This is a genomic window from Micromonospora phaseoli, from assembly GCF_900109115.1.
GTDB classification, from domain to species: Bacteria; Actinomycetota; Actinomycetes; order Mycobacteriales; family Micromonosporaceae; genus Micromonospora; species Micromonospora phaseoli.
This window is the reverse complement of record NZ_FNYV01000011.1, coordinates 192,738-207,695: the sequence shown is the minus strand read 5'-3', so window position 1 is coordinate 207,695 and position 14,958 is coordinate 192,738. Positions and strand designations below refer to the sequence as shown.

At 72.0% G+C, this 14,958-nt stretch carries 10 protein-coding genes and 2 pseudogenes; 1 reads left to right on the top strand and 11 read right to left on the bottom strand.

Annotated elements, in window-relative coordinates; genetic code table 11:
* From BMY89_RS24610 to trpC, 7 genes and pseudogenes are all read right to left on the bottom strand, one after another.
* Positions 1 to 2,239 (bottom strand): annotated as a pseudogene (locus tag BMY89_RS24610) (hypothetical protein); the annotation flags it as partial.
* Between the two features lie 264 nt (positions 2,240 to 2,503).
* The gene (locus BMY89_RS24605; protein WP_232521530.1) at positions 2,504 to 5,257 is read right to left on the bottom strand and encodes a LamG domain-containing protein; all 2,754 of its coding nucleotides are present in this window, start codon (positions 5,255 to 5,257) and stop codon (positions 2,504 to 2,506) included.
* 390 nt (positions 5,258 to 5,647) lie between these two features.
* Entirely contained in the window at positions 5,648 to 6,829 is a 1,182-nt protein-coding gene (locus tag BMY89_RS24600; protein WP_092382426.1) for an FAD-dependent oxidoreductase, read from the bottom strand.
* A 19-nt stretch (positions 6,830 to 6,848) separates the two neighbouring features.
* On the bottom strand, positions 6,849 to 7,946 hold the full coding sequence (gene lgt, locus BMY89_RS24595; RefSeq protein WP_092382425.1) for a prolipoprotein diacylglyceryl transferase: 1,098 nt from the start codon (positions 7,944 to 7,946) through the stop codon (positions 6,849 to 6,851).
* A gap of 59 nt (positions 7,947 to 8,005) precedes the next feature.
* On the bottom strand, positions 8,006 to 8,809 hold the full coding sequence (trpA, locus tag BMY89_RS24590) for a tryptophan synthase subunit alpha (RefSeq protein WP_092382424.1): 804 nt from the start codon (positions 8,807 to 8,809) through the stop codon (positions 8,006 to 8,008).
* Between the two features lie 73 nt (positions 8,810 to 8,882).
* Positions 8,883 to 10,097 (bottom strand): tryptophan synthase subunit beta, encoded by a 1,215-nt coding sequence (gene trpB / locus BMY89_RS24585; protein ID WP_092382423.1) that lies wholly within the window; start codon positions 10,095 to 10,097, stop codon positions 8,883 to 8,885.
* 35 nt (positions 10,098 to 10,132) lie between these two features.
* Complete coding sequence (gene trpC / locus BMY89_RS24580; protein ID WP_175510417.1) at positions 10,133 to 10,936, bottom strand: indole-3-glycerol phosphate synthase TrpC; 804 nt, start codon at positions 10,934 to 10,936, stop codon at positions 10,133 to 10,135.
* A 443-nt stretch (positions 10,937 to 11,379) separates the two neighbouring features.
* Here trpC and BMY89_RS24575 point away from each other — a divergent pair, with 443 nt between their 5' ends.
* A complete protein-coding gene (locus BMY89_RS24575; protein WP_092382451.1) occupies positions 11,380 to 11,631 on the top strand; it encodes a hypothetical protein in 252 nt (83 codons plus the stop codon).
* Here BMY89_RS24575 and BMY89_RS24570 read toward each other — a convergent pair.
* From BMY89_RS24570 to BMY89_RS31105, 4 genes and pseudogenes are all read right to left on the bottom strand, one after another.
* Entirely contained in the window at positions 11,624 to 12,205 is a 582-nt protein-coding gene (locus tag BMY89_RS24570; RefSeq protein ID WP_232521529.1) for a Trp biosynthesis-associated membrane protein, read from the bottom strand. The two genes, BMY89_RS24575 and BMY89_RS24570, sit on opposite strands and share 8 nt — an antisense overlap.
* A gap of 55 nt (positions 12,206 to 12,260) precedes the next feature.
* Positions 12,261 to 13,814 (bottom strand): anthranilate synthase component I, encoded by a 1,554-nt coding sequence (locus tag BMY89_RS24565; protein ID WP_092382421.1) that lies wholly within the window; start codon positions 13,812 to 13,814, stop codon positions 12,261 to 12,263.
* A complete protein-coding gene (gene hisI, locus BMY89_RS31110) occupies positions 13,811 to 14,230 on the bottom strand; it encodes a phosphoribosyl-AMP cyclohydrolase (RefSeq protein WP_092382449.1) in 420 nt (139 codons plus the stop codon). Before hisI ends, BMY89_RS24565 begins: the two co-directional genes overlap by 4 nt.
* A gap of 183 nt (positions 14,231 to 14,413) precedes the next feature.
* Positions 14,414 to 14,734: pseudogene (locus BMY89_RS31105) on the bottom strand (phosphoribosyl-AMP cyclohydrolase); the annotation flags it as partial.
* Between the last annotated feature and the right edge of the window lie 224 nt (positions 14,735 to 14,958).

The following is a 14,958-nucleotide window of genomic DNA, read 5'->3' as shown; positions in this document are numbered from 1 at the left end:
CGCCGTTGGTCGGGTCGCCCTGACGCACCCGGACCCGGCCGTAGCCGCGCCAGTCGCCCCAGGTGCGGTGCTTGTCCTTGGTCAACTCGTCGGTGTTGTAGGCCCAGGCCGGATCGTCCAGGTAGTCGTAGAAGGTGGTCTGGTTCGGCTGGTCGGTGACCAGGTCGTCCTGGTCGATGCGGGTGACCACGTACTTGTGGAACCAGTCCAGCGTCGGGTCACCAGTGCCCGGCCAGGAGAAGTACGCCGGCATGCAGCGTTTGGTGTTCGAGTGCGGCGTCGGCCGGGTGCTGCGGGTGCAGTCGTGCCCCGAGTAGGTGACCAGGATGTCGCCGCCGGACTCGGTGCGGATCTGCTTGATCCGCCACCGGTTCAGCTCGGTGCGCTGGTCCGACGGCCCGTCCACCCGGTTGGCCAGCGGCTCGGCCCCCGGGTTGAAGGTGATCTCCGGGTCGGAGACGGCGACACCGCCGGCGGTGGTGACGTGCCCGGTCCGGGTGATCCCGCGCAGCCACATCGGCGTGCTCTCACCGGTACCGGCGTTGATGAACTCCTGCCGCAACGCCCAGGACTCCACATCCCGGTACGACGACGTGCCGTTACGCAGCTGCGCGGTGACCTTCGTCAGCCGCCGCGCCGACCAGAACGTCGGCGAGCCCTGCTCGATGCACGGGGCCTCCTTGCAGAACTGGTCCCACGGGGTGTCCGGCCACGAGGCCGGCTTCGGATCCGACGTCCACGCCGTACCCGTCCAGCAGTTCGACAGGCACCGCTCGTTGGTCTCGAACATCACCCGCAACGGCGCCGCCGCGCTGTACTCCGCGCCCTTACGCATGCCGTACTCGATGCGGTCCAGGTAGCCGCCCCGGTCGTAGGTGGTCCGCTGGGTCGGCGTGTTGTTGCGGCCGTACGCGCCGGTCTCCTTCTTGTAGAAGTACGCCAGCGAGTTGTTGTTCGGGTCGACAACGTAGTCCAGGTTCCACCGCCACCCCTGGTCACAGCGGGCGTCGGCGAACGTGGAGTCGTAGCACGGCTCACCGGAGTTGTTGCCGTACACCGGTGCGGTCCACGTCGAGTTCGTCACCGGATCCCCCGACGACCAGCCCGGCAGCCGGTGGTAACCGAAGAAGTACTGCACCCCGTCGGTGGTGGTCACCTTCCAGTACTCGTTGTCGTTGTCACCGTTGGCCCGGGCCGAATCGGTGACCCGCTCGATCTTGGTACCGTCGTCGTTCTTCATCCGCCACACCGAACCGTCGCGGATCAGCTCACCCGCCCGACCGTTCAACGACAGCGTCGCGTTGTCGTTGAACCAGCACAGGTCACCGGTCTTGTGGCCCGGGTTGTCGTCCGCGCAGGAGTCGTACCGCCGCTCGATGTAACCCGGCCAGGACGTCCAACCGTCACCGACCCAACCGCCCTGGTTGTTCGTCATCGCGGTCATGCCGTCCACGCTGCCCGACGAGTACGCCAGGCTGACCGACGGAGACGGGCCGCCCGTTGACGGCGGCATCCGGAGGTCGTACGACCAGGAGAAGTCACCGGTCTGGTTCGACACCTCCCAGGTACCTGCCGGTGAGAGGTCGGTCGCCTTGTAGTCACCGTTGTCGCCACCCGACTCCGCCTGCACCGCGAGCAGCGTCGCCGCCTCACCCGACAGGCCCACCTGCGCCGACAACGTCGACGCCTGCGGGTCGTTGACTGTCGGCACCGGCGTCGACGTCTGGCACTGCGCCAACTGCGGCGTGCTCACTGCACACGCGGGCCGCTGCACCAGCCGCAGCCGCGACGCCCAGTCCCCACCGAACGCATGCGCGAAACCCGAGTAGTCCACCCCGACGGAAACCTGGCCGACACCAGACTTCCCGTCCGCGCGGCCCAGGCTCAACAGCACACCCCGGACGCCGGCCTGCGCGGTGGCCGCCCGGTCGAACACCCGCACCGACACCACGTCCGGCCCGACCAGCCCCCGGGCGCCGAACCCCTCCGGCTCCACCGCGGCCACCGTCACCGGCAGGTCACCGGCCTGATGCGCGCCCGCCACCTTCGGGCGAGCCGTCGCCGCGCCGGCATCCGGCCACTCCACCGGCCGCGGACCACGCACCAAACGCGACTCGGCCGAGAAGGCCGTCCGCGCGGCGGCGGGCCTGACATCGGTGACCTTGAGTCCAGCGACCTCCTTCGGCTTCGGCGGCTCCCACTTCGGGGCAGCCTCGGCAGCCATCGGCTGCTCGAACATCGTCACCGCCAACACCGCGGCCAACGGCGCGGCCAACCACCGTAACCGAGGTTTTCTGTTCACCGTCGCCTTCGCCCCCTGCGAAGGACCATGGATCTCAACCCTCATAGCGCTGCTCCCCGTGTTGCTCGTCGCGACAATCCGAAGGTGGAACGGAACGAACCGCAATTGAGCCGGACGGGTTCCGGGCAGCCAGAACGGCGTGGATCAGACCAGCACGGCCTGAGGCCGGACCGGCTGCCCTCGGAACCCGTCAATCGGTGATCACTGAACGGCTTGCTGGCAGATCTCCCAGGCCGACAAGGTGCGCTGGAACGCGTAGACGTCATCGATCTCGCCGCGCCAACGGTTCGCGGCCGTACCGGAGGACAGGCCACGGCCGATCGCGAACGACCCGGTCGCCGACCACGTACCGGTGAAGGCCGTCTCGGCGATCTCACCACCGCAGCTGAGCGGGTCACCCATCACGTACGCACGGATCTTGCCGGCTGCCACGTCGTACACCCCGGCGAGATGCACCCAGTTGCCCGCCGCCGGCAACCCCCAGGACGCCCCGTCCGTGCAGGCACTCGTGGAGTCGCCACCGTCGGTGGGTCGCATGGCAAAGCACCAGCCACCCGCGCCGCCGTTGGCGTCCTTGTTGTACATCAGCTGGAAGCGGCTGGCCGTCGTACCGTCCTGGCTCAGCACGATCTGATAGTCGTGCGCGGCCAGGTCCGACGCGCGGACCCAGGCCATCACCGTGAAGCTCTTGGTGGTGTCCAGCACCGGCCCACTCGTGGTGATCTGGCCACCCGTGCCGGTGAACGAGGCGGCGTTGCCCAGGTAGCCCGGCGTGAACGACACCGAACCGGCCAACGTGCCCGGCGACAACGCGCTACCACCCGACCCCGAGTCCGCCGCCGCTACGCCCGACAACTCGTCGAGCTTCCAACGGGCGTACTTGTTCGGCAGCGGCGACACCCAGAACTGGTGCGCGTACGTCGGGCCGGCGTTGCCGGCGACGTCCTTGGCCACCACGTTCAGGGTGTGCACCATGTCGGTGGTCGGTGTGTGTGCCACCGAGATCGTCTTCGGGCTGGTGCCCGTGGCCGGCACCGTGGTCGCCGACCCGCTGTCCACCCACCAGGTGAACTCCGCGACGTCCGATCCACCGTTCGCCACGAACGTCCCCGAGGTGCCCACCACGGCACCCCACGCGCGCAGCGGGTACTGCGACGAGGAGACCGAGGAGACAGCCGGCGGTGACGTGTCCACACTCACCGTCTGCCAGGCCGACCAGTCGCCGACCAGGTTGTTCTCATCCTTGGACTGCGCCCGCCAGTAGTAGGTCGACCCGTTGGCCAACCCGGACGGCACCCGCCAGGTCGCGGTACCCGGGGCGGCTGTCGTCACCGGCGCCGCCGCGTTGCCCGCCACCAAGGTCGCCGTGGCCGACGCTGACGCACGCACCTCGAAGGTGGTCCGCAGGTTCCCGTTGTACGGGTCGGACACGTTGGCCCGCAACGTCGGTGTCGTGGTCCGTACCACCGCCGGCGACGTGCACGCCTTGTGGCAGTCCGTCGTCGTCAAGAACGCCTGCCCCACCGGCGGATTCGGCTTCTTGTCGTACGTCACGACCAGGTACGTCTTGTCGGTGTAGAACTTCTTCCACCGGTCCTGCGTCGACTCGTACTCACCGCTGCTGTTGCAGGCACACAACCCGACCGTGTAGGTCGTCGCGTTCGCCGTCGCCCGCGCCTGCACGTTGTTCTTCAGCGTGGTGCCCTCGAAGACCGCGTCCGCGTCCGGCTGGACCGAACCGCAACCACCGGCCTCGTTCGCCCTGCCCTCCCACGAGTCCAGCCAGTGCGACGACGGCAGCGGCCGGGTCGACCAGGCCATCCGCCCGCCGCTGGAAGACGTGATGCCGTCCGTGTTGGTGCGATACAGGTGCACCCACGTCGGGTCGCACGACCACGAGTGGTCGAGCTTCATGGTCACCTTCGCCGCCAGGATCTGGGTGCCCCGCAGCGCCGAGACGTTGAAGTCGAAGAACGACCGGTACCGCACCCCGTCGTACGGGTTACGACCCACCCAGGCCCGGTTGCCCACGTCCCAGTTCTTGTTCGCGCTGTTCGCGTACGCCCACTTGGAGCGCAACCCGTTGAACGGCGGATCGATGAAGACCGGCCAGGTGACCGCGGGATCGTCCAGCATGGACTCGTCCGCGAGCACGGTCAGATCAGCGCCGGCGAGCTTCACCGTGACGTCGGCATGCTGCGACGTGGCGCCCGGCTCCGCAGCGGTAGCCGGCTCGGCCTGCGCCGGGGGACCGGCGCGCGCTGGATCGAACTCGCCGGCGATCGACGGATCCAGCGACGAGTCCCACATCGAGGCCGCGTGCGAGACCGCCACCAACTCCCCGGCCGGATCGAGCAGCCGCAGCCCGCCCTCGGCATCCCGCTCGACCTGCGTGTTGCCGCCGAGCGCGTACCGCAACTGGCGTACCGCCGGGTTCGCCGCCGCGGCCGAGTTGAGGATCTCCACCGAGTGTGAGAAACCTTCCGGCAACGCGGTGACGTGCAGATTCACCCCCGGCAGGACGCCGTCGTACACCGCTGTCGCACCCTTGAGCCGCGGCACCGGCAACGCACCCAACGGCCACGAGAGCGTGAACGACGAACCACTCGCCTGCCACGTCGCCAGCGGACCCGACCCGCCGGCCGAGAAGCGAACGTCTGCCAGCGTCGCCGCCGGCACCACCGCACCGCCCTTCACCGACAGGTTCGGATCGATCGCCGCCCACGAACCGTCGGTCCGGCGTACCCGCTGCGGCACCGCCGCGACGGTCAGCGTCTGGGTACCCGCGGGGTCCACCACCACCTGCTCGTGCTCGGTCCGCTCACTCAACACCTCGACCGAGACGCCGCACTCGGCGGCCAGTGCGGCAGCCGCCATCTCGTCGGCAGCTTGCCTGATCGAGCAGTCGGCACTCGATGCCTGCCCGGCCAGCGCGGCCTCGGGCTCGTCGGACACGACGGCAAGCCCCGATCCGAGCAGTGCCGCGGCCAGTGCGACCGGCAACCAACGCGACCGACCGGACCGATTCAGATCAGGCCGGAATAAAAGTTGACGCGCCAAAGTAAACCCTCCCCCGTGGAATTGATCTGTCACGCTCGCTTAAACATTTCGACTTGTCAACGTGTTGTTACGAGAGCTCGCGGCTTTTGATCACAACTGCCAGGAAGATCGTGTGTACAGCGGGTGATCCGGCAGCCGGCGCGGCCAGCCCCTACCGCGCTCCCGCTTCGCGGGTCATCGACTCAGGTGAGACCACCAGAGCAAGGCGAGTCCGGACGTGACGAACCGCCCGACGGCAGCAGACGGCGGGCGGTAGGCGCAGGTTGCGGAGGGGCGGACGAGCCGTCAGACCGGGGGCCGCCACTGGGCGGCGACCGAGGAGGCGCTGCCGAGCAGACGAGGGGTGATGGCGCCGAGTGCGGCGTCGCGGGCCCGTAGGGCCAGTCGGCCGCGGGTCTGCAGCACAGCCGACATCCGGCGGGTCTGCCGGACCACGGCCGCCGCACGGGGCCGCCGCGCCCGGTCGTACGCCACCACCGCGTCCGGCAGGGACGACTCGCGCAGCAGCGCGGCGAGCGTCGCGGCGTCCTCGAAGGCGAGACAGGAGCCCTGCCCCAGGTGCGGCGGCATGGCGTGGGCGGCGTCGCCGAGCAGCACCACCCCGCCGGATCCGACCGGGAAGCCGTACGAGCGCGGCAACGGGCGCAGCTCCCGGATCTCGTGCTGCACCAGGTCGGTCGGGTCGGTCGCGGCCAGCAGCTCGTCGACCGGGGCGGGCCAGCCGGCGTACCACCGGCGCAGCAACGCCAGCTGCTTCTCGGGCGGCTCGGGGCGGGGCGCGCCGGCCGCGGTCGCCATCCAGTAGATGCCGCCCCGGCTGGAGGCGCCGGAAGAACCGCGCTCACCCAGCGAGGCAGCCACGAAGCGGTAGCCAGCGCCGAGGATCTCACCGCCGACGGGCCCGGGCAGGCTCGGTGCCCGGTACCACGGGATCACCGCCCGCCAGGCGGCGCACCCGGAGCTGACCACGCCCGCCTCCGGGGCGAGCTGACGGCGGATCACGCTGTCCGTGCCGTCGGCCGCGACCACCAGATCCGCCTCGTACGTGTGCCGGCCGTCGCTGACCGCGGGCCGCTCGCCGGAGACCGCGCGTACCGTCCGCACGGTCACCCCGGTACGCAGCTCGACCCGCTCACCCAGACCCGCGATCAGCGCGTCGTGCAGATCCTCCCGGTGCACCACCACGGGCAGGCGTTCGGTTGGTGTCTGCCGGGGCTGCACCAGCCAGTGCCCGTCGGGGCGGCGCACCCCGCCGTCGGGTAGTCCGGTGGCGATGGCGTCCAGGCCGGCACCGAGGTCCAGGGAGCGCAGCGCGCGGACCCCGTTGGGCCAGAGCACCACGGCGGTCGGCTCCGGGCGGATCCGGTCGGCCCGTTCCAGGAGGGTGACCTGCCAACCCGAGCGGGCCAGCGCGCCGGAGACCGCCAGGCCGCCGAGCCCACCGCCGACCACCACCGCGGTCCGCATGGCGTCGTCCCCCTCGCCCTCAGGTGTCGCGATCGGCGGGTCGGGTCGCCGCGGACTCCGGCGAGTCACCGTCGGCCGGTCCGGTGTCGTCGTCGGCCGGCCCGGGTGGCGTCTCGCCGGTCTCGCGCCAATGCTGGAACTCCTCCTCGCCGACCACCCGGTAGCCCTCCGGCGCGGCCGGCTCGGTGCTGCCCTGCTTCGCCGACAGATCAAGCTGGGAGACGTCGGAGGTGGCCGTCGGTGCGGTGGGGGTGGCCGGCACACCGATGGGGATCAGGTACTCCCGTGGACCGCGAACCCGCAGGAAGTAGATGAGCGCGCCGAGGAACACCAGGGCGGCGGTCCAGACGTTGAGTCGTACGCCGAGGATCGTGTTGGCCTCGTCGGTGCGCATCATCTCGATCCAGAACCGGCCGGCGGTGTAGCCCATCACGTAGAGCGCGAACGCCCGGCCCCGGCCGAGTCGCAGCTTGCGGTCGAGGTAGAACACCAACGCGGCGACCCCGACGTTCCACAGCAACTCGTACGCGAAGGTGGGGTGGTAGAGCCCCTCCTCCAGGATCGGCTGGCCGGCCTCGTCACGCAGCGCCTGCCCGCCGTCCATCCGGTGGATCTCCAGCCCCCAGGGCAGGTCGGTCCGGCCGCCGTACAGCTCGTTGTTGAACCAGTTGCCCAACCGGCCGATCGCCTGGGCCAGCGGCAGGCCCGGCGCCAGCGCGTCGGCCACCACCGTGAGCGGGATGCCCAGCTGCCGGGCGGCGAGCCAGGCGCCGACCGCGCCACCGGCGACCGCGCCCCAGATGCCGAGCCCACCCTCGTGGATGAAGAACACCTTGATCGGGTCCCCGCCGGTGCCGAAGTAGGCCGCCGGCGAGGTGATCACGTGGTAGATCCGGGCGCCGATGATGCCGGCGGGCACCGCCCAGACGGCGATGTCGAGCGTCGCGCCGGGGGCGGCACCGCGCTGACGCAACCGCCGTTCGGTGAGCCAGCAGGCCACCGCGATGCCGAGGAGGATGAACAGCGCGTACGCCCTGATAGGAAACGGGCCGAGCTGCCACACGGCGGTGCTCGGACTGGGCAGGGCGGCCAGGGACGTCGGCGCGGCGAGACTCACGGGTGCACACGCTACCGCTGCGGACCCCCGTGGCGTCACCCCGGTCCGCCCGAAAAGGGTCAGCGGTCGGGCTGACGCACACCCTCGGCAAGTTCCGCGCTGAGCGTACGCAGCGCGGCGCGGCCCGCCGCCTCGTCCGGCGCGTCGAGCACGCAGCGGACCAGGGCGCTGCCGACGATCACCGCGTCGGCGTACCCGGCGACCGTGGCGGCCTGCGCCCCGGTGCCCACCCCCAGCCCCACCCCGACCGGCAGGTCGGTGACCTCCCGTACCCGCGACACCAGCACCGGCGCCGCCTGCGAGGTCTGCGACCGGGCACCGGTCACGCCCATGATCGCAGTGGCGTAGACGAAGCCGCGGCAGTGCCCGACCGTCATCGCCAGCCGTTCGTCCGTGGACGACGGGGCGACCAGGAACGTGCGGTCCAACCCGTGCGCGTCCGAGGCGGCCAGCCACTCACCGGCTTCCTCGGGGATCAGATCGGGTGTGATCAGCCCGGTGCCGCCGGCCGCGGCGAAGTCCCGGGCGAACGCGTCGACCCCGTACCGCTCGACCGGGTTCCAGTAGGTCATCGTCACCACCGGGGCACCGGTGGCCGCCACCGCCTCGACGATGCGGAACGTGTCCCGGGTGCGTACGCCGCCGGCCAGCGCGATGTCGCTGGCCCGCTGGATCACCGGGCCGTCCATCACCGGATCGGAGTAGGGGATCTCCACCTCGATCACGTCGACGCCGGCCTCCACCATCGCCGTCATCGCGGCGATGCTGCCCTCGACCGTGGGGAAGCCGGCCGGCATGCAACCGACCAGCAGCGCCCGGCCGTCGGCCCGCGCCTTGTCGAAGGCGACCCCGATGCGGCTCATGCCGGCACCCCACTGCGCCCCGTGCCGGCGTGCGACACCCCGACACCGAGCCCGATGGTCTGCTCGCTCACGCTCACTCCTTGTCGAGGATGCCGAAGAACTCGCCGGCGGTGTGCACGTCCTTGTCGCCCCGGCCGGAGAGGTTGACCAGGATGGTGGGCTGGCGGCCCAGGTCGGCGGCGAGCTTCGGCGCGACGGCCAGGGTGCCGGCGAGGGCGTGCGCGCTCTCGATCGCCGGGATGATCCCCTCGGTGCGGCAGAGCAGCTCGAACGCGGCCATCGCCTCGTCGTCGGTGACCGGCTGGTAGCTGGCCCGGCCGGTGTCGTGCAGCCAGGCGTGCTCCGGGCCCACCCCCGGGTAGTCCAGACCGGCGGAGATCGAGTGTGACTCCTGCGTCTGACCGTCGGCGTCCTGGAGCACGTAGGTGCGGGTGCCGTGCAGCACACCGGTGGAACCGCCGGTGATGCTGGCCGCGTGCCGCCCGGTGGCCACCCCGTCGCCGCCGGCCTCGAAGCCGTAGAGCTGGACCTGCGGGTCACCCACGAAGGCGTGGAAGATGCCCAGCGCGTTGGAGCCACCGCCGACACACGCGGTGACCGCGTCCGGCAGCCCGCCGGTGAGTTCGAGGCACTGCGCCCGGGCCTCGTCGCCGATGCCCCGGACGAAGTCGCGGACCAGCGCCGGGAACGGATGCGGTCCGGCGGCGGTGCCGATCAGGTAGTGGGTCTCGTCGACGTTGGCGACCCAGTCCCGCATCGCCTCGTTCATCGCGTCCTTGAGGGTGCGCGACCCGGTGGTGACCGGCACGACCGTGGCGCCGAGCATCCGCATCCGCGCCACGTTCAGCGCCTGCCGCTCGGTGTCGACCTGGCCCATGTAGACCACGCAGTCCAGGTCGAACAGGGCGGCGGCGGTGGCCGCGGCGACACCGTGCTGACCGGCGCCGGTCTCGGCGATCACCCGCTTCTTGCCCATCCGCCTCGTCAGCAGCGCCTGGCCGAGCACGTTGCGCACCTTGTGCGCGCCGGTGTGGTTGAGGTCCTCCCGCTTGAGCAGCACCCGGGCGCCGGCCCGCGCGGAGAACCGGTGGGCCTCGTAGAGCAGCGACGGGGTGCCGGCGTAGTCGCGCAGCAGGGCGGCGAACTCGTCCCGGAAGGCCTCGTCGGCCATGGCCGCGCGGTGGGCCGCGCCCAACTCGTCGAGCGCGGCGACCAGCGCCTCCGGCACGAACCGGCCGCCGAAGGTGCCGAAGTGACCGGCGGCGTCGGGGAACTGCTCCTCGCTCATGACCGCACTCCTCTCGCTGGGCGGGCCGGCGCGGGTCAGCGCGCCGGGCGGGGGGTGGCGGGGTGGTTGCCCGCGTTGACCAGCTCGGCCACCGCCTCCCGGGGGCTCTTCTGGGTGACCAGGCCCTCGCCGACGAGCACCGCGTCGGCGCCGGCGGAGGCGTAGCGGATCAGGTCGTGCGGACCGCGTACGCCGGATTCAGCGATCTTGACGACGTGGCTCGGCAGGCCGGGCGCGATCCGTTCGAACACGGACCGGTCGACTGAGAGGGTACGCAGGTCGCGGGCGTTGACCCCGATCACCTGCGCGCCGGCCTCCATGGCCCGGTCAGCCTCCTCCTCGTCGTGCACCTCGACCAGCGCGGTCATGCCCAGCGACTCGATCCGCTCCAGCAGGCCGACCAGCGCGTTCTGCTCCAGCGCGGCCACGATCAGCAGCACCAGGTCGGCGCCGTGCGCGCGGGCCTCGTGCACCTGGTAGCTGGAGACCACGAAGTCCTTGCGCAGCACCGGAATGTTCACCGCGGCCCGCACGGCGGCGAGGTCGTCCAGCGAACCGCCGAACCAGCGCCCCTCGGTGAGCACGCTGATCGCGCGCGCACCGCCGGCGGCGTAGTCGCCGGCCAGGTCCGCCGGGTCGGCGATCTCGGCCAGCTTGCCCTTGGACGGCGAGGAGCGCTTCACCTCGGCGATGACGGCGACGCCGGGCTTGCGCAGGGCCGCGTACGCGTCCAGCGGAGGCGGCGCGGCGGCGGCCAGTTCCCGGATCCGCTCCAGCGGAACCTGTTCCTGCCGCCGAGCCACGTCCTCCCGGACGCCGGCCAGGATCTCGTCGAGCACGCTGACGGGCGCCGCCGGAACGGCCTCGGCCCCCTCCGCGTGCGGATGCTCAGCAGTCACCAGCGGACTCCCCTCTCCGGGTGTCATGGGCCGATGCTAGGTGGCCCGAGCTGGGACCGACCGGCGGGGGTATGGCGCTCCTCACGAAATGGGCTGCGGCATAATGGCCGACTTGTGCGCACGCGTGGTGACTCTACGTCATCACGCCATAGACGTTCGCCCATGTCGAGGGGTGTGGCGGCATCCGCCGGCCGACCGGCACCGATCCGCGTCGATGCTGTGACCAAGCTCAAGGACCAAGGTCTCGTTGCCTGCCCAGGTGGGTTGCCGCAGACTTGACCGTGCAGTCATCACCACGAAACGTGAGCCGCGCAGCATCATCCTCGGGCAAACTCGATGACGCGCCCGCCTCACCGCCACGACGATCTCTCCCCGGGGTGATCATGAATTCCTCCGCGCCGCAGCCGACCATCGGACTCACCACCATCTCGCGCACCGTCGCCTCGCTCGCCGTCGGTGTCGTCCACACCCTGGAGCGGGCCGTGGTCGGGCCGGACCGGATGCGGACCGCCCGCGGCAACGCCTGGGAGGCCATCTGCGCCGACCGGGCCCGCGCCGACCAGCGGGCCGAACTGGACCGCCTCATCGCGGAACTCGCCGCCGCGCGTAGCCGCGCCCGGCAGCCGGTCAGCTGACCTTCGGATCCTCGCCCCGGGCGGTCGGATCCTCGCCCCGGTCGAGGGCATCCCACGCCTCGACCGTCCCGGCCCCGGCGATCGGGCCGACCGGCCGCCGCACCGAGGCCGACCCGCGCTCGTACCGGGCGCCCATCGCCGGCCAGCGCTGACCGCGCGCTGCGGTGAGCAGGCCGCCGGCCGCCACCAGCAGCCCGCCCAGCAGACAGAGCGCCGGCAACAGCCGGGTGACCTGGCCACCGAGGTCGGCGACCAGCCCGTAGCCCCCACCGGCCGCGAGGGCCAGCCCGAGCAGCGTCAGCAACCCGCCGAGCACCCGGCGAAGCCGACCCCGGGTGGCCAGCAGCGCGCCACCACCGGCCAGCCCGACGAGGGCCAGCGCCGGCAGCCAGGGAAGCAGCTGCCCACCGGTGCGCCCCTCGTCCACCACCAGCAGCGGTTCCGGCCGGTCGAGAACACCGACCACCCAGGTGCTCCTCGCCGCCCAGAGCGCCAGCCCCGCGCCGGACAGGCAGAGCAGCACCGCGTACGCCAGTTCGCGTCGCCCCGGCACCGCCACATTCCTCGCGCTCACCGAGCCAACCTTTCGCTCGCGACTGCGGGACTCCGCTGCGCTACATTCCTCGCGCTCACCGAGCCAACCGGAGGGTTTCGGCGGCGGCGATGGCCGCGAGCACCGCTGCGGCCTTGCTCCGGGTCTCCTGTTCCTCCGCCGCCGGGTCGGAGTCGGCCACCACGCCGGCACCGGCCTGCACGTAGGCCCGACCGGCCCGGATCAGCGCGGTCCGGATCGCGATGGCCATGTCGAGATCGCCTCCGAAGCCGAAGTAGCCGACCGTGCCCCCGTAGAGCCCTCGACGGACCGGCTCCAACTCCTCGATGATCTCCATGGCGCGTACCTTCGGCGCGCCGGAGAGGGTACCCGCCGGGAAGGTGGCGGCGAGCGCGTCGAAGGCCGTCCGGTCCGCGCGCAGCACCCCGACCACCGTGGAGACGATGTGCATGACGTGGCTGTACCGCTCGATCATCGCGAACTCCGGCACCTGGACGGTGCCCGGCCGGCAGACCCGGCCCAGGTCGTTGCGGCCCAGGTCGACCAGCATCACGTGCTCGGCGCGCTCCTTCGGGTCGGTGAGCAGCTCGGCGGCGAGCCGGGCGTCGGCCTGCGGGGTCGCGCCGCGCGGGCGGGTACCGGCGATCGGGTGCAGCAGCGCCCGTCGCTCACCGTCCACCTCCCCGGTCACCTTCAGGTGCGCCTCGGGAGACGAACCGACGATGTCGAAGTCGTCGAAGCGCAGCAGGTACATGTAGGGGCTGGGGTTGGTGGTGCGCAGCACCCGGTAGACGTCCAGCGGGTCGGCGTCGGTGTCGCGTTCGAAGCGCTGGGCGAGCACGATCTGGAAGCACTCGCCGGCCCGGATCGCCTCCTTCGCCGCCTCGACCGCCTTCGGGTACCCACCCTCGGGGGTGCGGCTACGCACCTCGCCGGCCGGCGGGCGGGCGACCGTGGCCACCATCGGTGGGATGGGCCGCGACAGCGCCGTGGTCATCGCGTCCAACCGACCCACCGCGTGGTGGTACGCGGCGGCTACGTGCTCCTCGCGGCCGGGCTCGTCGCACGGCGGCAGGATCGCGTTGGCCACCAGGATCGCCGAGCCGTCGAAGTGGTCCAGCACGACCAGGTCGGTGGCGAGCATCATGCCCAGCTCGGGCAGGCGCAGGTCGTCCTCGGTGAGCGCGGGCAGCCGCTCGAACCGGCGGATCAGGTCGTAACCGAGGTAGCCGACCATGCCCCCGGTCAGCGGCGGCATCCCGCCGCCCGGTTCGCCGGGCGGGCCGGCCAGCGCGGTCACCGTCGCGCGCAGCGCCTCGACCGGATCACCGGTGGTGGGCAGTCCGGCGGGCGGGTCACCGAGCCAGGCCGCCGAGCCGTCGCGCTCGATCAGCGTGGCGCTGCTGCGTACCCCGACGAAGGAGTACCGGGCCCAGCTCAGCCCTGCCGAGCCCACCCCCTGCTCGGCGGACTCAAGCAGGAAGGTGCCGGGGCCGCCAGCGAGCTTGCGGTAGACACCGACCGGGGTCTCCGCGTCGGCGAGCAGACGCCGGGTGACCGGCACCACCCGCCAGCGCGCGGCCAGTTCGGTGAAGGTGGCCGCGTCCGGGCTCACCCTCGCGTCGGTCACGAGGTCACCTCACCGGTGACCGGGAGTTCGGTGAAGAAGCAGGTGCGCTGCCCGGTGTGGCAGGCGGCACCCACCTGGTCGACGCTGACCAGTACCGCGTCGCCGTCGCAGTCGAGCGCCACCGAGCGGACGTACTGGTGGTGGCCGGAGGTGGCGCCCTTGACCCAGTACTCGCCCCGGCTGCGCGACCAGTAGGTCGCCCGGCCGGTGGTCAGGGTGCGGTGCAGGGCCTCGTCGTCCATCCAGGCCACCATCAGCACCTCGCCGCTGTCGTGCTGACGGACCACGGCGGCCACCAGGCCGTCGGGGGTGCGCCGCAGCCGGGCGACGATCGCCGGGTCGAGCCGCGAGGGCCGGTCCGGCGGCGCGGGCTGGTCGGGGTGGTCGCCGGTCACCGGCTCGTCAGGTACGGACACAGTGACCCATTGTCCGGTACGCGGCGCGGGAACCTGAGCGGGCTCCCGGTTGTCGGTCGGCGGACCACCGGCCGGCCGGCCCAGCTGGGTCACGTAGCGGTCCAGGCGACCGTCGAGCAGGGCGTCGGCGAGATCCGGACCGGCCGCTGCGGCCACCTCGGCGGCGTAGCGGCGGATCAGCGGCAGGGTGCCGGTGACCAGGCGGGCCGCGGCCGCCCACAGCTGGCCGATCGAGCCGGGCCGCAGGCCCAGGCAGCGCAGCATGTCCTTGCGGTAACCGGCCGGCGCCACCGGCAGGTCGAGCGCGGCGGCGAAGGCCGAACGGCGGGAGACCACCCGCACCGACGGGTTCGCCAGCCGCAGCACCGACGGGCAGAGCCGGGCCAGGTCGGCGGCGGCCAGCCGGGCGCCCAGCGGATCCTCGGCGTCCCGGGCCGAGGCCACCTTGCCGAGGGTGGCGATCAGCTCCTCCAGCCGCGGCTCGTCCGCCGGCTGGCAGAGCACCGGAAGGTCGATCCGGTTGCGCCAGTGCGGGTCCGCCCAGAGCAGCCGGGCGGGGGCCGTCACCGGCAGCCCGAACGCCCAGTCGGCCGGCTCGCCCAGCCGGTCCACCCAGGACCGGATGTCCCGGGCCGCGACCGACACGTGGGTCAGCCGGCCGGAGTGCTCCGCGAAGTACGCCCGGCGGGCGGCGTACGGTGCGCCGCCGACCAGCACGTCGACGTCGA